Origin of the sequence: uncultured Maricaulis sp., assembly GCF_947259345.1 — a bacterium.
Taxonomy (GTDB): Bacteria; Pseudomonadota; Alphaproteobacteria; order Caulobacterales; family Maricaulaceae; genus Maricaulis.
Map to the genome: position 1 here is coordinate 46,989 of NZ_CAMYLS010000008.1, position 19,237 is coordinate 66,225.

Consider the following 19,237-nt stretch of genomic DNA (forward strand, 5'->3'; position numbering starts at 1 on the left):
CTTCGCGCGGCAGGGAAGGGCCGGAGTGTGTGCAATCTGACCCCCAAAAGGAAACGGCCCCGCCCAAAGGCGAGGCCGTCCAGCCGCTATGGCGTTCGTGACTAGAAGTCGTAACCGAACTCCACCCCCCAAACCCGCGGCGTCGAAATCGAGGCGAACGCTGTGCCCAGCGTGCTCGCCGTGATGTTGTTGACGCCCTCGACATACTGGTTGTCGAAGACATTATTGACGAAGGCGCTGACCGTCAGATCGCCATTCGGCGCGGTCCAGCGCGCGCGCAGATCGGTGCGGTTGCGCGCTTCGCCCAGAGCAAAGGCCGGATAGCCGCCGCACGTGCCCTGCAAGGTCGACTGACTGTTGCAGCGGCCCTCACCACGCCAAGCGTGATTGGCCTGAAGGGTCAGATCGCTGCCATTGGCATAGTCGATCACAAACTCACCGCCGAAGGCGACATTCCAGAAGGGTTCACCGGTCGGTTCGCCCGACAGATCGGTGCCATTGCTGTCCATACGGCGCTTGTGGGTGGAATCGATCCATTGCGCATTGCCGTAGAGACGCAGCGCGTCAGTCGTCTGCCAGTCCAGCTCCATGTCGACACCGATAGCCTCATCATCCGAGGTCTGGACCAGGTATTGCGGCACACCGCCACCGGTCGGCACCACCAGTCGGATCGACTGCTTGCCCTCATAGACATAGGAGAAGGCGGACATGTTGAAGATCAGGTCGGGATTGAGAAAATCCGACTTGAAGCCGACTTCCCAGCTGGTGACGGTCTCGTTCTCGAAGCGCGAGCCGACCTCGACCGAGTTGTACCCCCCCGCCTTGTAGCCTTCCGAGAAGGAGCCATAGACCATGACATTTTCGGTCAGCTGATAGTCGACGACGACACGCGGGCTGAGATTGTTCCAGCTGTCTTCCATGATGCAGGCCACGCCTTCGGCGACATTGACGCCATTATCGCAGGCCACGCCCGCCAGCGGTGACAGGTCGAAGACAAAGTCGAAGAGGAAGTCATTGGGCGATGCGCCAGCGAGGCCCAGAATGCCGGCATTGTCGAGCGCGGCCAGAGTCTGGTCGAGACTGTTGGCGACGCGAGGCCCATTGGTCCACTGGAAGGTCTTCTCGTCTTCGGTATAGCGCAGGCCGAGCGAGATGTTCAGGCGGTCCGTGGCCGACCAGATCATGTCGGCATAGACCGCCCGCGCCGTGAACTCGCCCTCATTGCTCATGATTTCCGACCAGGAATGGCCGAGCATCGAGAAGGGCAGGCCGTTAGGAACAAGCAGGCCGTATTCCAGATCGGTGAAAGGCGTGCCGGCGCCGATATTACCCAGCACGGTGTTCACCGTATCGGTGAAAGTGAAGGTTTCGGAGGCCTGGATCGCGGTCTCGTCATAATAGCTGGCGCCGATCAGCCAATCGACCGGGCCGCTTGTGCCGGCGAGGCGAAACTCCTGATAGAAGGCTTCATTGCTCTCGACATTCGACGTGTCGAAATAGGTGTCGATCCGGTTGGTACCGTCCTCGTCCTCGCGGTTCATCGTGTCGAATTCACGGTAGGAGGTCAGCGAGGTCAGCGTCATCTCGCCGATATCCTGACGGATGGTCAGCGTGGTTTCGGCCAGGTCGCGGGCTTCGCGATTGAAGACCACATCATTGCGCAGCGGCGCGTTGAACGGGTTGAGATAGGCGTCGGTATCAACGGGCAGGGGCGGTGTGCCCGGGGCGGCCGGCAAGTCGACGATGCCGATCGCCGGGCGGGCGTCCTGGTCGATACTGTCACGGCTGTGGCGCAGCAGGATCTGGGTCGACGGGGTCGCATCCCAGCGCACGGTGATGCGGTCGGCGGAGGCGTCCTCGCGGCGATAATCCTCGCCGGTGACGGCGTCGGTCAGCCAGCCATCGGCGCTGTTGTCGAGGAAGTTGGCGCGCACGGCGAGTGTGTCGGTGATCGGGATATTGATCATTGCCTCGGTGCGCACACGATTATGGCTGCCCAGACGGACCGCGACGCGTCCCTCCAGCTCGTCGCTGGGTTCGCGCGTGATAATGGAGACGGCACCGGCGGCGGAGTTGCGTCCGAAGAGCGTGCCCTGCGGCCCCTTCAGAACCTCGATCCGCTCGATATCATTGAAGGCCAGAAGGGACGCGCCCGAGCGTGCCGCATAGATGCCGTCGACATAGATACCGACCGCCGGGTCGGTTCCGACTCCGAAATCGCTGGTGGTGATGCCGCGGATGGAATAGCGCGGCTGGGTCGGGCTGCCATTGGAAACATCGAGGCCCGGCACGAAGGCGTCCAGATCACCCATATCATCGGCGGCGACCGAGCTGATGAATTCGCTGTCCATGACCTGCAACGAGATCGGGACGTCCTGGGAAGACTGGGCGCGTTGCTGCGCGGTCACCACGATGACGTCCTCGTCCATGGCCTCGTCCTGAGCCAGCGCGGGTGCCGCCGCGATGCAGGCAACGGTCGAGGCGAGCAGTGCGCGCAGGCTGTGCCGGCGGGCCGATTGGATGCGTGTCATTTTTCCTCCGCTGGGCGCTGGGCCCATTTTCGGCCAGCCGCGCATCTGATTGCGCATGTCGGGCCGATTTCCCCTTGGATTCTCCGTCCGGATACCCAATTAAATGAAACAGAATTTTTTTCTGTTATTCAAGCGAGTGCGAGGCGGTAGCAGACGAAGGTGGGCAGGCGACGCAAAAGGGTCACACTTGCCTCGCCGGAATGTTGTGCCAGATTACAAAATGAATTCAACGAGGCAGCTTGTGAACGAACGCGCACCGACAGAAGTGGTCGACCTGGAAAGGCGAGCCGCGCCGCGGCAGAAGCGGTCCCAGGTTCGAATCGCCAAGATCGTTGCGGCCACCAAGACCTTGCTGGAGCGCGGCGACGTGGATGCGATCACAACCTCGACCGTGGCCGCCGAAGCGGGCGTGCCGGTGAGTTCGGTCTATCGCTATTTCCCGAACATCTACTCCATTCACCGCACCATTCTGGAAGAGTTCAAGACCGAGACCGACCGGATCGTGACCACGATCATGGAGGATCCCGATGAGCAGGACTGGAAGGTCAGCCTGTCGGGGATGATTTTCGGCTTGCGCCAGCTGGTCGCCAGCAATCCGTCCTATGGGGCCGTCTTCCGCCTGACCCTGACGACGCACGAGCTTCGTACCGTCCGCGAGGCGTGGAATTTGCGCCTGGCCGGATTCCTGGCCGATCGATGGCGCAAGGGGCTGGATGGTTTTCATGGCGGAAACCCGGACGTGGTCGCGCGAATGACCGTAGAAATCTATTGCGCCGCGGAAGTGCTGATCTTCGAAACGCGGGACCGCCCCGCCGATGCCGAGATCTATTTCACCGAAGCCCTGATGGCACTTCAGCGCTATCTCGCGCCCTATCTGGACTGATCAGTCGCAATTGCCGGGAAGGCTCTCAATCCAGGCCCGGATGAGTTCGACGCCCTCGGTGTGGATGGTCGAACGCCCCACTTCCGGCATCATCTGGTCCGGCTCGATATTATCGAGGCGGAAGAGCAGGATGGACTCGTCCGGCTGGCCGGGAACGATGTCATGGCGACGATCCCCTGTCCCAGCGCCTGCCGCGATCGGCAGTTTGCAAATGCCCAGGGCCGGGCCGTGCGGGATGCCCGGTTCGAGGTCGAGGCCTGATGTGTCGGCCGGTCCGACCGGGCTGTGGCAATGGGAGCAATTGGCGTCGAGATAGGCCCGGGCGCGATCTTCCAGCGTGGCGTTCAGATCGGCCCAGTCCGCATTGCGCGGGGCTTCGGCCGGGGCCGGGGCGCCAGTCAGAAAGCCGATCTGGGTGAGGTAATCGAGCTGGTTCATCGGACCGTCCGGATAATCGAAGTCACGGTTCAGATGACGCGGCTTTGGTCCGATCGGCGCGATCGCGCGGGTATTGGAGTCCGGGGCATGGCAACTGGCGCACTGATTCACATCCGGCATCACATAATTGAAGTCCTGTGCGTCACCGTCGGCTCCGACCAGGGTCAGCGGCACAACGTCGCCATAGCGATGCAGAACGGCTTCGCTCTGATCCTCATTCCAGCGATAGGGTAGGGCGGCCCAGCCGTCTTCGCGGTGAACGAGAATGCGGGTCTCGATCAGCTGGACCTGTGACAGGTCCAGCGCACCATCGGCATCGATCAGGGCGTGCCCGTCGCCGCGCATGACAGCGCCCGGTTGGTCGGCGAGCGGGTAGTAGAAGGTCTTGGTGATCACGGTGCCGACCGGGAAGTCCAGCGTCTCGCCTTCGCGATAGCCCGCCTGCATCCCCTCCGGCATCCAGATTGTGCGCAGTTTCAGCGCGTAGTCCGTGAAGAGCGGGGTGTTGAGGTCATAGGCCACAACGCCCTCGCCCAATCGCAGTGTTTCGCCACTAATCCCCACTTGGCCCCATTCGGACAGAAGACGGGGCGTGTCGACCGCATGAAATTGCGGCGTCGGTTCGCTGGGGGCGCAGGCAGCAATGCCCAACGCCAGCAGGAGGGTCAGTCGGCGAAACACGGCGAGAGTCCTGATCAGTCGGCGAGAGCGAGCTCGACCGGCGCGAGGCCATCGAGCGTGCAACGGAAGCTTTCGGTCTCGACTCGCGGTGAGCCATAGCCGTTCGGGCCGTCGGCATTGAGCACGTCGACATCATCGGCCACGCAGATGCGCAGTGCGTCCGGCAGGACGCCATCGACAAGCTTCTCGTCATCGATATAGCCGTCGAACAACACGTCCGGCAGAGCACCATTCAGCCCGAACAGAGCAATTTTCAGCGCCGTCAGGTCGAGGCCGTCCGGCGACGTGCCGCCACCGGAATAGGTGTTGTCATGGATCCAGATCGTCTCCGGATAGGGGTCGAAGTCGGTCTGCACCGAGTAATCGGAATAGCCGGTCGAGTGCAGGCTCGAGATGATGATGTTGGCGGTGTCATTGTCCGAGATGCGATTGTTGAAAATCTCGACCTGGTCATTGGAATTGATGACGATGCCGGACCCGGCCGGGACGCTGGCGACCGGTGTGCCGGCATGGCCGAAATTCTCGGTATTGTTCTCGAAGATATCATTGTCATAGACGCGGGTGTGATAGCCCGGCTGCGGCAGGTTCGGCATGTTGAAGACGAGAATGCCGCCGGTATTGTTGGTCGCGACATTGCCGTAGACATCGGCGCCGATGCAATTCTCGATCTCGATGCCGGCGACATTGTATTCGGCGCGATTATTGCGCACGACGACATTGCGGGACTGGCCGACATAGATGCCGGCATCCGAGGCGCCAATCGCGACCGTGTTCTCGACCAGGACATTGGTGGTCTGGACCGGATAGATGCCGTAAGCGCCATTCTCGGTGGAATAGCCATTCGTCCACTCAACGCGGACGCCGCGAATGATGATGTTCTCGCCGCCATTCACCTTCAGCCCGTCGCCGGACGTGTCTTCGATGGCGAGGTCTTCCAGGGTAAAGTCATTGGCTGTGACGATCAGGCCTTCAGCGCCCGCGATCTGGTCCTGGAAGTTGAGAATGGTCTGGTCCATGCCGGCGCCACGAATGGTCACGCCGTCAACATTGAGGCTCAAGGATCGGTTGAAGCTGTAGACACCGGCGGGGATTTCGATGATGTCGCCCGGCTGCGCGTCGATCAATTGTTCCAGCAGGACGGACTGGTAGTCCCGGTCCGCTTCGGAGACATCGCGGCCGTCCTGGCCACCATTGCCGCAAGCGGTCAGAATCAGCGCCGCGGCGCCCACAATCAGATATCGCGTTATTTTCATTGCCTTCTCCCCGGCATTCGCCCGCACTTGAGCCTTGAGACTGCTGCGCGCTGTCCGTCTGTTGTGCCACAAATTTCCATATCCGGAAGCGATAGACAATCGGAAACGGAAAAAGTTTCTGTTTTTAGCGCAGCCGACGACCGTCTGACGCCTTGTCGGGGCGCCGCACGCGGATCACCGGATTGTGATCACTTGCGATGCAGGCGCTATGGGCGACCCGGTCCAGTCTGGGATGGCACACGGCTCGAGGACAGGGAATGACCAGCACGATATTCGCAGTGGCGATGGCCCTGCAGACGACAACCCCCTGGGTGGATTTGCCTTCGGAGACATTCGCCCCGGCCATGGCGACCGAGGACGCCCGGGCCTATGATTTCTGGCGCGGTGAATGGACCACGAATTGGCGGCCGCGCGACCCCGAGGGGCTCGACTTTGTCCGCGAGGGAACGCAACTCCGCCAGCATGTCTACACCATGCTGGGCGGCAAGGCCCTGGTGGAGTTTGGCGAGCCGCTCGAGCCGGATCCAACCATTGCCTCCGGTCGTGGCATCTCGATCCGGTATCTCGACGGTGAAACGGGCGAGTGGATCATGGTCCAGAACTGGCCCAATGCCGGTTTCGACGGACTGGCGCTTACCGATCAGCTTATGGGTCCGGCCCTTCGCAATCGCGTTCAACTCTACAGCCATGATGCCCAGCGCTCGACGCCGGACGCGCCGGTTGTGCGACGCTATACCTTCTCCGACATTCACGAAGGCAGTTTCCGTTGGGAAGGGGCCAGCACGTTTGATGGCGGCACGAGCTGGCAGACCTGGACGATTATCGATCTCGACCGGATCGCCACGCACGCCGCACCGGTGAACGCGTCAACGGGTTGGCCGGGCCAGCACGGCGACCTGCTCTGTCCGGACCAACCGCACGGCGCGTTTGATGGCCTCGCCGGCAACTGGACGGTGACGCTCACAGCTCCGGATGGCACCGCCACCACGGGGCGTTTCGAAGCCGCCCGGATGCTCGATGGCTGCGCTGTCGGCGGGCTGATGATGATGGATGGTCACGAGACCCTGCTGATCTGGAGCTGGTCGCCCATCCTGCAGCACTGGGTGCAATTCTCGCTGACCGACAGGCCGGGCGAACGCCACAGCTATGCCATCGCGCGAGCGGGCGGTGAGGGCGCCGACTTTCACACGGCACCTGACCTCGTTATCGCCTCTTACCAGGCCAATTTCTATGACGGCTTCCGCACGTTCATTCCGTCTGCCCTCGCGCGCTGGCGCTGGTCATCAATGACGGATGACAGGGTCACGATCGACGCCGAGACCCGCCTTGACAGTGAGGCCGACTGGTCGGCAACCGGGACCTATACGCTCACCCGCTTGACGGACTGAGCCCCCATCCGGCGAGCCGGTCAGCGCTCGAGATTCTGCCCGAACGTCACCAGCACACCAAACGGGTCGAGGATGGCAAATTCGCGATACCCCCAGGGTTTGTCTTCGAGCTTGCCATTGGGGTGCAAGCATCCCACCGCAATCGCCTGTTCATGGATGCCCGTGACATCATCGACATCGACCCGGCAGGACGTCCATTCGCAGACCTCCTTGCGGTCGGTGGTGAAGAAATGCAGCTCGGCCCCGTCGCGGGTGACCCCGCCATAGCTGGGCGGATCTTCCCAGCCCCAGGCCTGAAATCCCAGCCGCTTGAAGAAGGTCAGGCTGTCGCTGACCTTGAGCGATGGCAGGACCGGGATGGCCCGCAGGAGTTTTGTTTCGGACATTTTGGCCTCCCCATTGAGCGCACAGTGTCGCCAATGAGGAGGCATTTCCCGAATTAATTCGGCGCAAGTTGTTCCAGCGCGTCGATATCCGCCTTCATCAAGGCGTCGGACGCCACCCGGATCGCCTCGACCGGCCAGTCCCACCAGGCGAGCTCGAGCAGGCGCTCGATATCCGCTTCGGGCAAGCGCTTGCGGATCGGCTTGGCCGGATTGCCGCCGACGATCGTATAGGGATCGACATCGCGAGTGACGACGGATTTAGCGGCAATGATGGCGCCATGACCGACGGTCACGCCAGGCATGATGACCGCGTCCCAGCCGATCCAGACATCATGGCCGATCGTGATGCCGCCCTTGTTGGGCCAAGGGCCGGGATCGGGCTCACCCCAGCAGCCGAAAATCGGGAAGGGGTAGCTCGACAGGCGATCGGCGAAATGATTGCCGCCATTGAGCACGAAACTGGCATCCGCGGCGATCGAACAGAATCTGCCGATCTCCAGCCGGTCCTCGATGAAGTCGAAGGCGTATTTGAGCTGGGTTTCGGCAAAGCAGGCCGGATCATCGAAGGAATGGATATAGCTGTAATCGTCGGCCGTGATCTTGGGATGTCCGGCGATGAGCGGTTTGAGATAGGCCATGGATGCCGCCGCCGGCAGGGGCGACGGGTTCATGGGATCGAGGGCGGGGTGGTCGAAGACGGGCGTATCGGTTGAGGTCGTCATGAACAGACTCCGGGCGTGACGGGTTTCAGATACTCGAAACGCGCCTCCGGTCTCCCGGTCAGGCGCGGACTAGCCGCGATTGTTCATGTCAGCCTCCCGACTGTTGATGATGTCTGAGCCGTGCACCGTGACAGTGCCGCGGTCGCCTATGGTGATTTCAATCTCTGAAGCGGCGGGACACGCCTGCAAGACTCCACATCACGATAGCGCCATCTTCCACCGCGTCAAACGTGTCGGAGTAGTAATTGGCGGGTGTAGTCTGGTGCGGTTGGTAAAGCACTTGCCGGAACCGCAACTGACGCATGAGGGATCGGGTGCGATTTTGGAAACGGCGGATCTCATTGGATCGTTGAAATCGTTCGGCACTGCAAACTGCGACCAGGTCGCGGTCGGCCGTGGTGTAGCACCCGACGCCGTCATAGAAGTCGTCGATATTGTTCAGGCTCGCTCGCAGGCGCGGCAGCAGACGGCGTTGCTTGCGGGCGAGGTGCAAGATGAGCCGGTTGACGCGCTCGAGTTCTTCGCCGTTCAGTTGATGGGTCTCTGACTGAGCTACCACACCGACCCAGTCTTCCAGCTGATTGAGGACGGCAACAACACCATCCCAGTCCAAAGCCCTCAGATCCGGAGAATAGGCGTCGATGGCCGCGACCGCGCGATCCACATCAGCGACATAAAGCGATGCAGCTTCCTGCATGCGGGCATCAACCGTGGCGTCGTATTCACTCGATTGACCGCGCGCGCTCCGCAACATTGCGGCCTGGCGGTTGCTGGTGTCGTCGCTCTGAGGCCGGGAGGCGGTCTCCGACGGGCGGATGGGGCTTTGAGCAGGCGGCGTTGGGTTCGCCCACGTGTAGACCGCGATAGTTGTGAGCGTTGTCACAACCAACGCAGCGGTTGCCAACCTGACCGAAGACATAAGCCCCTCCCGATCCATCGGTTTTATCCTCACAACCGGGAGGGGGGATGTCGAATTAATTCACGTCAAGCAATCGGTCGTTAATTTTAGTCAAGCAACCGGTATTGCTCTCAGGCCGCCCCCGGCCCGCGCGGACCCTCGCCCGGGCCACCGGGACGCCGCGCCATGAAGGCGAGCTTTTCGAACAGCATGACGTCCTGTTCGTTTTTCAGCAGGGCACCGTGCAGCGGCGGGATCAGCTTGCGCGGGTCGCGTTCGGCCAGGACCGAGGCATCGATATCCTCGACCAGGAGGAGTTTCAGCCAGTCCAGCAATTCCGAGGTCGAGGGCTTCTTCTTGACGCCAGGCACATCGCGGATCTGGTAGAAGAGCGTCAGCGCTTCCGACAGGAGGCGCCCCTTCAGGCCGGGATAATGGACCTCGACGATCTTGCGCATGGTCGCTTCGTCAGGGAAGGCGATGAAGTGGAAGAAGCAGCGGCGCAAGAAGGCGTCCGGCAATTCCTTCTCATTGTTCGAGGTGATGATGATGACCGGGCGGCTCTGCGCCGTGATCGTCTCGCCGGTCTCGTAGACATGGAATTCCATCCGGTCGAGCTCCTGCAGGAGGTCGTTAGGGAATTCGATATCGGCCTTGTCGATCTCGTCGATCAGCAGGACGGAGCGCTCGGGCGCGGCGAAGGCCTCCCACAGCTTGCCCTTGCGGATATAGTTATTGATATCGTGCACCCGGTCATCGCCGAGCTGGCTGTCGCGCAGGCGCGCCACGGCATCATACTCATACAGACCCTGGCGGGCCTTTGTGGTCGACTTGATGTGCCATTCTATCAGCGGCATGCCCATCGCCTGAGCGACCTGCTTGGCCAATTCCGTCTTGCCTGTGCCCGGCTCGCCTTTGACGAGAAGCGGGCGCTCGAGAGCCACCGCGGCGTTGACCGCGGCACTCAGTTCACCATCAGCAACGTACTGATCTGTTCCTTCAAAGCGCATGTCAGCGATCTAGCGCGATTGGTCGCATGTCTCCAGAGGGGTTTGCCCGTTAATTTTGTATTCGCCACCAACACGCGTCGATTAAGGGACTGTAAAGACGAATCCCGTCGAGTGTGATTGCATGATGGAAGAGGTGCTCGATCCATGGCTGACGGGATGATGCGGACGCAGAATTTTTACGCCTTCGAATGGCTGACCGGGAAGGTTGCGGATTGCGATCCCAATTTCCCGACGACGCTGCATGCCTGGGATGGCGAAACGCTTGAGCTGGGCGATGTGGACACGGCCTATTTCGGCTTTGTCCAGGAAGGCGAGGCGACGCTGGTGACGGCGTCGGGCCAGTTCACGCTGCGCGCGGGGATGTATTTCTCGGCCAATAACGCGCTCACCGTCTCCGGTGGCCGCGGCATCGTCATGGCGCGCGAATTCCATCAGGCCTTCTTCTCGATCGGCGGCCCGGTCGAACCGCAGGGCCGTCTGAAATACATCGATGGCTGCACCGACAGCCTGCTGATCGCGCCGGTCAAGATGGGCGATCCCTGTCTCAACCTGCTCTATTTCCCGCCGGGCATCGACCAGACCTCCCACACCCATCCGTCCGATCGGATCGGTGTGGTCTTCTCCGGTCGCGGCGAGTGCGAGACGCCGGAAGGCATCATTCCACTTGAACCGAGCGTGATGTTCCGTATCCCCTATGAAGGCCATCACAAATTCCGCACCTTCGATAGCGAAATGCGCGTGATCGCTTACCATCCGGACAGTGATTTCGGCCCGCAGGACGAAAACCACCCGATGATCAATCGCACGATTGTTGATGGCGTTTCTGCGTCGAAGATCGACGCGATCCGGACGAAATAATGTCGGGTGTCAGCCGCGACAAATGGGGCGCCTCCGGGCGCCCTTTTTTGTTGTGGCCCAAATTTACCGTCACCCTGACGAAGGTCAGGGCCCAGATCCAAGGGCGAGACTTATCCAGTCCGGGCACCATCTCGCTTTATAATCTGGGTCCTGACCTTCGTCAGGATGACGGTTGGTGGAGGCTGGAAAATTGACAGTTGGTGACCGGCATCACGGATGTCCGGACACGCCAACGCTACCCTTCGCGCATGGCCCGCCATCCGTGTGTCTATATCCTCGCCAGCCAACGCAACGGCACACTCTACATCGGTGTGACGGGCAATATCGCGATGCGGATCATGCTGCACAAGGAAGGCAAGGGCTCGGCCTTTACCCGCGAGTACAAGGTCAATCGCCTAGTCTGGTACGAGTTTCACCAGGATTTCGGGTTTGCAATCGAACGCGAGAAGCGCCTGAAAACTGGCATCGCCAATGGAGGATCAATCTGATCGAGCGCACCAATCCCGATTGGGAAGACCTGTTCGAGACCATCCAGATGTGGGCGCCTATGGAGTGATCAAAACTCCACCCGGTCATCCGGCGCGTGTTGCGGGCGCAGCCAGTCGACACCCTCATCATCCGGCTTTCCAGTTGCGGCGTCATATCGACCACGGCGCAGATTGCGGCGGCGATTGATCTCGCTGGCGGCCGGTTTTTTCACGCCATCACCCAGGGCAATCTCCAGATTGCGCAGATCGGTGATCATGGCGGCCAGCTCGTCCATCTCCATCGCGAACGGATGGTCGGGACCGGGCGTGGTGCGGTCGAAGGTCACGTGTTTCTCGATCACCACGGCGCCCAGGGCCGCGGCGGCGATCGGGGCCATGGCGCCGGGCGAGTGGTCGGACAGGCCGACGGACAGGCCGAGTGTCTTCTGCATGGTTGTGATCGCTGCGAGGTTGAGATCCTCCCAGGCCGGCGGGTAGCTGGCGGCGCAATGCAGGACGGTCAGCTTCGGACAGCCGGCCCGGCTCAACGTGCTGACGGCCTGCGTGACCTCATCCATATAGCTGGCACCGCTCGACAGGATGAGCGGTTTGCCGGTCGCGCCCAGCGCTTCCAGAAGCGGCGAGAAGGTGAGGTCGCCCGAGGCGATCTTGTAGCGTTTGACGCCGATCTCTTCCATCAGCGCGACGGCGTCCAGCGAGAAGGGCGTGGACATGAATTCGACGCCATTGTCCTCGGCACAGGCTTTCAGCGGCGCGTGCCAGGCATCGGGCAGGCCGGCATTGGAGAAGGCGGCGAATTTCGGATTCTCGACAATCTGGCCGTCCGCATCCTTTACATAGCGGGCGATCAGGCCTTCGCGGCTCAATGTCTGGAATTTGACGACATCGGCTCCGGCCTTGGCACAGGCCGCGATATAGCGCTTGGCTTCGTCGATATCGCCGCCATGGTTGGAGCCGATTTCGGCGATCACATCGATATGGGTCATGGATCAGGAAGCCAGGTCTGTGAGGATGGATTTGAGCACGTGTGTCTCGTCGAACAGGCGGCACAAATGCGCCGTGTCGGCCGGCCAGTCGCGCTCTGCCAGGCTGGCATGGAGCGCGCGGACCAGGGCGAGATCGTCCCGTGTGTCGACAGAGACATCAAAGTCCGGCCGGTGCAGCGCTTCCGGGAAATCGACCGCGTGACAGCGGAAGCGGTCGAGATGGTCGCGAATGAAGACAGTGACGTGTTCGCGGTCGCGCGGTGTGGTCTCGGCGGCGCTATCAAGCTGGCGCAGGACGGCGGTCTCGACGACTTCGGCACGCAGACCCTTGGGCAGATGTCCGGCGCTCGGGCGGGTATACTCAGCACCCTGGGCGCGATGCTCGGCAACGCAGCGCGCAATCACGGCGGGGTCGCGGAAGGGGCTGTCCGAGGTGATGCGGATCAGCGTCTTGGCCAGGGTGAGTTCGGCGACCATGAGGAAGCGCGACAGCACATCCTCTTCCGAGCCGCGGAAGACGCGGATGCCTTCGCTTTCGGCCAAGGCGACGACCGCATCATCATCGGGATTGGTCGTGGTCGCGATGACCAATTCGTCCACGCCCTCGATCTCGCGCAAATGGCGGCACTGGTAGGCCAGCAGCGACACATCGTCGTGCAAGGGTTCCAGAATCTTGCCCGGCAGCCGGTTGGAGCCGGTGCGGGCCTGAATGACGGCGACTGTTCGGGTCACGATCATGTCTCCTCGGTTGGCGGGATTTCGATGTCCTGCCAGGTTCGAACCATACGCGTTGGAGCATAGGGCGGAAAGGTTGACGGGATATGGCCGACAAGATGCTCGCGGCCGGCCAGCATGCGCACCAGCAGGGCCGGGATATTAAGGCCGGCCAGGGTCATCAGATAGCCAAAGCCCCACATGCGTGGATTGATCTCCAGCAGATAGGGCGGGGCGTCCTTGGTCGGACGTTTCAGCTCGACGGCGGCAAGGCCATGCCAGGGGCCGGAGGCCTGGAGGACGGCAAGGCCGGCCGCCATCAACTCGGGGTCATCGACCGTCTCGCCGGCGATCGCGACACCGCCGGAGGGCGGATTGGTCTGCAGCTTGCGGTGCAGGGTCGAGACGATCAGGTCGCCGCGGTTCCACAGCGAACCGATCGTATAGACCGTTTCCGCGCCGCCGGGGATGAGTTGCTGGACGACGCAAGGTCCGTGCTCCGTCGAAGTCTCGGTCCAGACGGCGCGGAGCTCGGCCATGTCGGATGGATAACTGACACCGCGCGCGCCACGCGATGTGCGCGGTTTGACGACGCAGGGAAAGCCCCCATCCCAGCCGGTGAGGTCCGCATCGCACGTCGGTTGCAGTGTCTGCGGATGGGGCAGGCCGACACGGCGGGCTCGTTCGAGGAGTAAGCCCTTGTCGATACCGAAGGCGATCACCTCCGGCTCGGCGACCGGCACGCGCAGGCCGGCTTCGCTCCACGCGCGGGCAACCGGCGCGAGGGCGGCGATCTCCGCTTCAGATCCGGCGATGATGATGTCGAGGTCTTGGAGTTCGCAGAAGGCTTTTACCGCAAAGCGGTAGGCCTCCGGATCGGCCGCCGAGGGCAAGACGGTGTGCTCGATGCCCGGCTCGTATAGCCCGCCGGCCAGCGCATTCGTATCGGCGGCCACGAGGCGCAGGGCTGGATCGGCCTGGCGCAAGGAGCGCAGCGTGCCCAGTCCGGGCGGCGCTCCGACACCGGTAACCAGTACGCCCCTGGAGAGTTCAGACAGGCTCATGCCGGCCGCCACAGGTCGAGGGAGCGCCCGAGCAGGTCTTCCAGGGCGATAATCTCCGGCTCGAATTGCGTCTGGAGCCGGGCGCGGGTCTCGGCTGCCATCGGCGGGATCGAGACCTTGGCGTCCTGGATGGGTGGGTAGACGCCATCGGCGCTGGTCGCGCCGGCAACACCGGTGACGGGCGCAACCAGTTCGGCGTGCCGAGCCTCGAAACTCTCACCGTCGCGATCATCATGCGCGCCCTCGAGAATGCTCATCTTCGAGCGCGGTATGCCGCCGGTATTATAGCGTGTCTCCACTTCGACGGGGACATCGCTGTCGATCTCGAGAAAGTCGAAGATGCGCTTCACAACGCCCGGCCCATCCTGGTCGAGCTCGTCTTGAAGCAGGATGAGCATGGTGTCGAACCGGTCGCGATATTCGCGCAGACGATCAGCATAGCGGCCGGTCTCGGCGTAGAGCCACTGAAAGCCCCAATTGGCGGCGATGCGGCGCGGCTCATCCGCGAGGGCTTTCTCGAAGGAGTAGAATTCCGCATCGCGGCGGACATTCTGCAGGTAATGGGAATAAGTGCGGTCCACGGGATTGCGCAGAATGGCGATGATGCGCGTTTCCGGTCCGCAATAGGTCATCACGCGCGGCGCTGCGATCGGGGCGTAGGCGTAATAGTCCGGCGAGACGTCACCGATGCGCACCTGGCCACCATACTCGGCGAACAGGGCCTGGTAATCGCTGACATTCGGCGCGGTGTCGAAATGATAGAAGGCCGGCCAGTAGACCGAGCCATCGCCGACCCCGGAAAAGAAACGTCCTTCCTTGCGGACCTGTGAGAGGAAGACGTCCGGGTGCTGGCTGAGATAGTGATAGAGTGAGGTCGTGCCGGATTTGGGCGCGCCGATGACCAGGAAATTCGGCCAGATCTGGCGATCGCCGGTCGTCGGGCCGGTTTCAGTCCGGAGGTCGCGGGTCATGAGCCTGCCTTGTCCTTGATTCTCGGCTTTGTCGGGTCGGTTGGTGCGAATCACCATTCTGCCTTGGGTCCAATGGACCCGTTGAGACTTAAGGATTTACTGCGATTCCGCTGAACGCGTCGCGGCCAGCCCGAGCAGATGCCGGGCGACGCGGCCCGCGCCGCCGCCATCGACCAAAGCCTGACCGGTGCGGGCCATCGTCTGACGGCGGTCGGCATCGGCGATCAAGGCCGACAATTCAGTTCCGAACCGACGCTCGAAGCCCGGATCGTCTGGATTGAGCGACAGACCCAAGCCGGCGCTCTCGAACTGTGCCGCTCGATCAAGCTGATTGGGGGCAATTGGCACGCACAGGGTCGGCAGACCGGTCGCGGCCGCTTCATGCAGGCTGGTGCCGCCGGCCAGTATGCCGATATCGGCCAACCGCAAGGCTTCGCTGAGCGGCGGTACAGGGCCATTGCGGGCCGGTCCCCGCCATTCGACATCCATCGCCGGAAAGCTGCGCGCCAGAAGGTCGCGAATTCGGGCGAGGAGCGGGGTATGCGTGCCACCGAGCGAGAGCAATATCCGCCCCGCAGTGGGGCCGACCTCACGGGCAGGAAGATCGGTATAATCGCGGGCGAGGAGGAGGTATTTCGGGCCGCTGAGCGCGGGCGCGCCGGAGGCGGACAGGCCGGGCAGGAAACCCTGTCGGACATGCAGGTCCGGGATGGCACCATGCAGGAAATTGCCAATGAGAGTGACATGAGTACCGTGTCGCCGGAGCGTCGCGACCCGATCCGCATCGGTGACCTTCCAGTCTGCGATCAGATCGCGGATCGCCAGCGCGTCGAGATGGTCGGCGAGGGCGTCATCGCTTTCCAGCACGATGATCTCGACCGCGGGGTCGAGATCGGCCGGCAGGTATTGCGGGGTTGTTGTGAGCCAGATTGGCGCTGCGCCTGCGACCACCAGCGCATTGGCCAGGGCGCCGCACCGCATGACATGACCCAGTCCGATCGTGTTCGAGCCGTCGGCGCGAAGGGCGAGCCGGGCCGTCATGGGGTCAGGCCTGCCTGCTGGCCTGGTCGGCCAGGTCGGATGCGACGCGCGCCATGGTGTTCTCCCAGTCCTGGAAGCCGGACCCGAAATAGGAGCGGGTCTGCGGGTACCAGTGCTGGCGGTCCGAACCGAGAAGCGTCCAGGTCGAGGAGCGAGCATGGATGAACCAGACCTTCCCGCCGCAGGCGGCGGCCAGGTTGGAGGTCGCATTCATCGGGCCGATCACCAGGTCACAGGCCGAGGCATAGGCGGCGACCTTGTCTAGATCCATCTTCAGGTCGATGTCGCTCGGTTGGTGCAGGGTGACGCCGAAGCGCTCCTTGGCGAGGGCGAGTTCGTCTTCCACCTGACCGTATTGCAGATTGATGAAGTCCACGCCTGGAGTCTTTAGCACACCCTCCCAGGCATCGAAGGCGGAAAAGAAACGCGAGCGGCGCGCATTCATGTTCAGCGATTTCCACAAGACGCCGACTTTCAGCCCCGCGCCGAAGCCATCGATCTGTTTGCGGAAAGCGGCCTGGGTCTCCGGATCAGGTGTCAGGAAGCCTTCCTCGGATGGGAAGGCTTCGAGGTTGTTGCGGAAGGCGCGCAACGGCGTTGCCATCGGTGTCCAGAAATCCGCGCCCTCTTCGAGCTTTGGCACAACCCGGACATCACGGCCCTCGACATTGGCCGACATGTGGTGACCGACGACCGCGGTCGGGAAGGAGCGCCGAACCAGCGGCATGAGGCGGTATTCGCAGGCGATGCGCAGCTCGCCGTCCGGTCCGACCGCGCCCAGTAAGTCCTTGACTGTGTTCATGAAAAGAATTTCGTCACCCAGGCCTTGCTCGCCGACGAAAAGCAGGGTCTTGCTGCGCAGCTGTTCGGGATCGGTGCCATCCCACATCGGGGTTTTCAGGGTGAAGAGCGTCGCCTGGGCCCGGTTCGGGTTGAGGCGGCTCTCATTGGCGGCCCAGCCTTCCTCGATCCGTCCGGCGGCCAGCATCACCATTGAGCGGCCATGCTGCATCGTCGCTTCTTCCATGGCGTCCGCCGGGTCCTTGAGGGCGGCGTCGAAATGGGGAATGGCGAGCTCTGGTTCGCCCAGCAATTCGTGAATATTGGCCATATTATTGTGGGCGCGACCATAAGTCGGTTTCAGACGTAGGGCTTCCTCATAGAAGGTGCGGGCCTGGACCGGGTCGCCACTGTCATTGATCACCGTGCCCATGGAGTTCCAGAGCTCATAGTTTTCCTGATGCGCATAAATTGCGGTGCGCAGGATCTCGATCGCCTCCTCGAATTTGCCCGCATCGCGCAGCACGCCACCCAGATTGATCGCGGCATCGACGGCAGTTGGAGCCAATTGGTATTGCAGACGATAGAATCGCTCCGCCGCATCGAGCATGTTCAGTTTCCAGGCGACCAGACCCATCTTCTGATAGATTTCAGCGTCGTTGGGATCGATCTTCCAGGCGGTCTCGAAGAAGTCGAGGGCGCGAGAGAGGCGTCCCAGATTATACAGCATCAGGCCGAGGACATGATTGGTGAGCGCCATGTCGGGCGCCAGCAGGTAAGCCTTGTGGGCAAGGCGCGCGGCGGCAACATTATCGCCCTCTGCGGCCGTCTTCATCGCCCGTTTGGCGAGGGCGGCGACCTTCTGGAAAACACGCCGCCGGTCCGCCGGCATTTTCTCGATATGAGCGTCCACGCGGACCGCCTGGGCACTGAGCGGTACGGCGTCGCGGGTTTCATTCTTCTCGATTTCGGCCTCTGCGGAGATTTCCGCATCAAGGTCGAGCGCGCTGGCTTCCTGCATGGTCATCAATCCTGCCTCGATTCTGCGAGCCAAGGCAGGGGATTCGCTTTAAGAACTCGCTAATATCCAATGACGGCGGGCGCGTGGGGCGGAAACCTTTTCTTCACCCCGTATTGCCACCCTGCAGGTCGCGGGCGTCATGGCTCGTTCGAATTGTGGACCGGAGGGACCCCATGCCGCTCAAAATCTCGCTTAAACCCGGCGAGAAGTTTGTCCTGAACGGAGCCGTTATCGAAAACGGTGACCGGCGGGCCAATCTTGTGCTGCAGAACAAGGCTTCTGTGCTCCGCGAGAAGGATATCCTGCAGGCTGAGGACGTCGATACGCCGGTCAAGCGGATCTATTTTCCGATCATGATGATGTATCTGTCGGACAAGAATGACGACAAGCTCTACGACGAATTCGTCCTTCGGATGAACGAGTTCATGGGCGTTGTTTCGGATTCTCAAATACTGGGACTGTGTGTGAATGTCAGCCGCGATGTGATGGCCGGCGAGCATTACAAGGCGCTGCTGGGTTGCCGCAAACTCATGACCTATGAAGCCGAGAGGCTGAGCTGATGTCGTTTCAAGCTTACCAAAAGACCGCCGCGCGGGCGGAAGATCCGCGTGCCACCGAGTACCGGCTCTTTGCCCAGGTCACCCGGTCGCTGATGAATGCGAAGACCCTGCCGATCGAAGCGGTGCGTGATCGCGCTGCTGCCATTGACTGGAACCGGCGTGTGTGGAGCAATCTCGCGCTCGATTGTGCGAGCCAGGATAACAAGCTGCCGGAATCGCTGCGGGCGGCGATCATCTCCCTGTCGATCTTCGTCTCCAAGCATGGCAGCCACGCGATGCGTAATCCCGAGGCGATCGACGATCTCGTCGATATCAATCGCACCGTCATGCAGGGACTTATGCCCCAGGCCAGTGCCGGCGCGGAGCAGGCCGCCGGGTAACAATTGCCGACGCGGCAATAACAGGCAGGCAGGATCAGGCACCTTCTCAGGAAGGTGCCTTTTTTAATGCCATAATTCCTTGAATACATTGAATTTAATACGGGGCGTTCGCGGCACGCGGCTTGCGATGCCCCCTGCGAGCAAAACGCTCAAGGCTGAAAAATTCAGCTTCCTATGCATCCAG

Annotated in this window: 18 protein-coding genes and 1 pseudogene; 6 read left to right on the forward strand and 13 right to left on the reverse strand. The window is 61.9% G+C overall.

The features are described from left to right. Nucleotides 1–101 precede the first annotated feature (101 nt). Nucleotides 102–2,531 carry a TonB-dependent receptor gene (locus Q0X62_RS04850; RefSeq protein ID WP_297732299.1) on the reverse strand — a complete coding sequence of 810 codons (2,430 nt, stop codon included), beginning with the start codon at nucleotides 2,529–2,531 and terminating at the stop codon, nucleotides 102–104. A gap of 220 nt (nucleotides 2,532–2,751) precedes the next feature. Between Q0X62_RS04850 and Q0X62_RS04855 the strand changes: the two genes are divergently transcribed. Further along, entirely contained in the window at nucleotides 2,752–3,414 is a 663-nt protein-coding gene (locus tag Q0X62_RS04855) for a TetR/AcrR family transcriptional regulator (protein WP_297732301.1), read from the forward strand. Here Q0X62_RS04855 and Q0X62_RS04860 read toward each other — a convergent pair whose 3' ends face one another. Both Q0X62_RS04860 and Q0X62_RS04865 read right to left on the reverse strand, forming a co-directional pair. Continuing rightward, nucleotides 3,415–4,533 carry an SO2930 family diheme c-type cytochrome gene (locus Q0X62_RS04860; protein WP_297732302.1) on the reverse strand — a complete coding sequence of 373 codons (1,119 nt, stop codon included), beginning with the start codon at nucleotides 4,531–4,533 and terminating at the stop codon, nucleotides 3,415–3,417. A 14-nt stretch (nucleotides 4,534–4,547) separates the two neighbouring features. Next, on the reverse strand, nucleotides 4,548–5,786 hold the full coding sequence (locus tag Q0X62_RS04865) for a parallel beta-helix domain-containing protein (RefSeq protein WP_297732304.1): 1,239 nt from the start codon (nucleotides 5,784–5,786) through the stop codon (nucleotides 4,548–4,550). 257 nt (nucleotides 5,787–6,043) lie between these two features. Between Q0X62_RS04865 and Q0X62_RS04870 the strand changes: the two genes are divergently transcribed. Continuing rightward, complete coding sequence (locus tag Q0X62_RS04870) at nucleotides 6,044–7,174, forward strand: hypothetical protein (RefSeq protein WP_297732306.1); 1,131 nt, start codon at nucleotides 6,044–6,046, stop codon at nucleotides 7,172–7,174. Nucleotides 7,175–7,194: 20 nt separating this feature from the next. Here the strand turns inward: Q0X62_RS04870 and Q0X62_RS04875 are convergent, their stop codons facing one another. The 4 genes from Q0X62_RS04875 to Q0X62_RS04890 all read right to left on the reverse strand — a co-directional run bounded on the left by Q0X62_RS04875 (nucleotide 7,195) and on the right by Q0X62_RS04890 (nucleotide 10,190). Next, entirely contained in the window at nucleotides 7,195–7,560 is a 366-nt protein-coding gene (locus tag Q0X62_RS04875) for a VOC family protein (protein ID WP_297732308.1), read from the reverse strand. Between the two features lie 53 nt (nucleotides 7,561–7,613). Continuing rightward, nucleotides 7,614–8,282, reverse strand: a complete 669-nt coding sequence (locus Q0X62_RS04880) for a CatB-related O-acetyltransferase (RefSeq protein ID WP_297732310.1) — start codon at nucleotides 8,280–8,282, stop codon at nucleotides 7,614–7,616. A 157-nt stretch (nucleotides 8,283–8,439) separates the two neighbouring features. Then, nucleotides 8,440–9,201 (reverse strand): hypothetical protein, encoded by a 762-nt coding sequence (locus tag Q0X62_RS04885; protein ID WP_297732312.1) that lies wholly within the window; start codon nucleotides 9,199–9,201, stop codon nucleotides 8,440–8,442. A gap of 110 nt (nucleotides 9,202–9,311) precedes the next feature. Next, a complete protein-coding gene (locus tag Q0X62_RS04890; RefSeq protein WP_297732314.1) occupies nucleotides 9,312–10,190 on the reverse strand; it encodes a MoxR family ATPase in 879 nt (292 codons plus the stop codon). A 144-nt stretch (nucleotides 10,191–10,334) separates the two neighbouring features. On the opposite strand from Q0X62_RS04890, the gene Q0X62_RS04895 reads away from it, so the two are divergent. Further along, a complete protein-coding gene (locus tag Q0X62_RS04895) occupies nucleotides 10,335–11,048 on the forward strand; it encodes a cupin domain-containing protein (protein ID WP_297732315.1) in 714 nt (237 codons plus the stop codon). Nucleotides 11,049–11,296: 248 nt separating this feature from the next. Then, nucleotides 11,297–11,604: pseudogene (locus tag Q0X62_RS04900) on the forward strand (GIY-YIG nuclease family protein). Here the strand turns inward: Q0X62_RS04900 and Q0X62_RS04905 are convergent. The 6 genes from Q0X62_RS04905 to Q0X62_RS04930 all read right to left on the reverse strand — a co-directional run bounded on the left by Q0X62_RS04905 (nucleotide 11,605) and on the right by Q0X62_RS04930 (nucleotide 18,113). Further along, on the reverse strand, nucleotides 11,605–12,522 hold the full coding sequence (locus Q0X62_RS04905; protein ID WP_297732319.1) for an N-acetylneuraminate synthase family protein: 918 nt from the start codon (nucleotides 12,520–12,522) through the stop codon (nucleotides 11,605–11,607). It abuts the pseudogene before it with no gap. Nucleotides 12,523–12,525: 3 nt separating this feature from the next. Then, on the reverse strand, nucleotides 12,526–13,254 hold the full coding sequence (locus Q0X62_RS04910) for a hypothetical protein (protein ID WP_297732321.1): 729 nt from the start codon (nucleotides 13,252–13,254) through the stop codon (nucleotides 12,526–12,528). 2 nt (nucleotides 13,255–13,256) lie between these two features. Further along, nucleotides 13,257–14,300, reverse strand: a complete 1,044-nt coding sequence (locus tag Q0X62_RS04915; RefSeq protein ID WP_297732323.1) for an ATP-grasp domain-containing protein — start codon at nucleotides 14,298–14,300, stop codon at nucleotides 13,257–13,259. Next, nucleotides 14,297–15,271, reverse strand: coding sequence for a sulfotransferase (locus Q0X62_RS04920; RefSeq protein ID WP_297732325.1), 975 nt, complete (start codon nucleotides 15,269–15,271; stop codon nucleotides 14,297–14,299). The genes Q0X62_RS04915 and Q0X62_RS04920 overlap by 4 nt, the downstream gene beginning before the upstream one ends. A gap of 96 nt (nucleotides 15,272–15,367) precedes the next feature. Further along, complete coding sequence (locus Q0X62_RS04925) at nucleotides 15,368–16,312, reverse strand: hypothetical protein (protein WP_297732327.1); 945 nt, start codon at nucleotides 16,310–16,312, stop codon at nucleotides 15,368–15,370. Between the two features lie 4 nt (nucleotides 16,313–16,316). Then, nucleotides 16,317–18,113 (reverse strand): tetratricopeptide repeat protein, encoded by a 1,797-nt coding sequence (locus Q0X62_RS04930; RefSeq protein WP_297732328.1) that lies wholly within the window; start codon nucleotides 18,111–18,113, stop codon nucleotides 16,317–16,319. 173 nt (nucleotides 18,114–18,286) lie between these two features. Between Q0X62_RS04930 and flbT the strand changes: the two genes are divergently transcribed. Beyond that, nucleotides 18,287–18,673 (forward strand): flagellar biosynthesis repressor FlbT, encoded by a 387-nt coding sequence (gene flbT, locus Q0X62_RS04935; RefSeq protein WP_297732331.1) that lies wholly within the window; start codon nucleotides 18,287–18,289, stop codon nucleotides 18,671–18,673. Then, nucleotides 18,673–19,053: a flagellar biosynthesis regulator FlaF gene (flaF, locus tag Q0X62_RS04940; RefSeq protein WP_297732333.1), complete on the forward strand. Its 381-nt coding sequence runs from the start codon at nucleotides 18,673–18,675 to the stop codon at nucleotides 19,051–19,053. Before flbT ends, flaF begins: the two co-directional genes overlap by 1 nt. The last annotated feature ends 184 nt before the right edge of the window (nucleotides 19,054–19,237 follow it).

What these genes read in the sequence shown, in the direction of transcription:
- Q0X62_RS04850 (WP_297732299.1), bottom strand. Translation starts at nt 2,531, where the DNA reads ATGACACGCATCCAATCGGCCCGCCGGCACAGCCTGCGCGCACTGCTC.
- Q0X62_RS04855 (WP_297732301.1), top strand. Translation starts at nt 2,752, where the DNA reads ATGAATTCAACGAGGCAGCTTGTGAACGAACGCGCACCGACAGAAGTG.
- Q0X62_RS04865 (WP_297732304.1), bottom strand. Translation starts at nt 5,786, where the DNA reads ATGAAAATAACGCGATATCTGATTGTGGGCGCCGCGGCGCTGATTCTG.
- Q0X62_RS04870 (WP_297732306.1), top strand. Translation starts at nt 6,044, where the DNA reads ATGACCAGCACGATATTCGCAGTGGCGATGGCCCTGCAGACGACAACC.
- Q0X62_RS04875 (WP_297732308.1), bottom strand. Translation starts at nt 7,560, where the DNA reads ATGTCCGAAACAAAACTCCTGCGGGCCATCCCGGTCCTGCCATCGCTC.
- Q0X62_RS04880 (WP_297732310.1), bottom strand. Translation starts at nt 8,282, where the DNA reads ATGACGACCTCAACCGATACGCCCGTCTTCGACCACCCCGCCCTCGAT.
- Q0X62_RS04885 (WP_297732312.1), bottom strand. Translation starts at nt 9,201, where the DNA reads ATGTCTTCGGTCAGGTTGGCAACCGCTGCGTTGGTTGTGACAACGCTC.
- Q0X62_RS04890 (WP_297732314.1), bottom strand. Translation starts at nt 10,190, where the DNA reads ATGCGCTTTGAAGGAACAGATCAGTACGTTGCTGATGGTGAACTGAGT.
- Q0X62_RS04895 (WP_297732315.1), top strand. Translation starts at nt 10,335, where the DNA reads ATGGCTGACGGGATGATGCGGACGCAGAATTTTTACGCCTTCGAATGG.
- Q0X62_RS04905 (WP_297732319.1), bottom strand. Translation starts at nt 12,522, where the DNA reads ATGACCCATATCGATGTGATCGCCGAAATCGGCTCCAACCATGGCGGC.
- Q0X62_RS04915 (WP_297732323.1), bottom strand. Translation starts at nt 14,300, where the DNA reads ATGAGCCTGTCTGAACTCTCCAGGGGCGTACTGGTTACCGGTGTCGGA.
- Q0X62_RS04920 (WP_297732325.1), bottom strand. Translation starts at nt 15,271, where the DNA reads ATGACCCGCGACCTCCGGACTGAAACCGGCCCGACGACCGGCGATCGC.
- Q0X62_RS04925 (WP_297732327.1), bottom strand. Translation starts at nt 16,312, where the DNA reads ATGACGGCCCGGCTCGCCCTTCGCGCCGACGGCTCGAACACGATCGGA.
- Q0X62_RS04930 (WP_297732328.1), bottom strand. Translation starts at nt 18,113, where the DNA reads ATGCAGGAAGCCAGCGCGCTCGACCTTGATGCGGAAATCTCCGCAGAG.
- flbT (WP_297732331.1), top strand. Translation starts at nt 18,287, where the DNA reads ATGCCGCTCAAAATCTCGCTTAAACCCGGCGAGAAGTTTGTCCTGAAC.
- flaF (WP_297732333.1), top strand. Translation starts at nt 18,673, where the DNA reads ATGTCGTTTCAAGCTTACCAAAAGACCGCCGCGCGGGCGGAAGATCCG.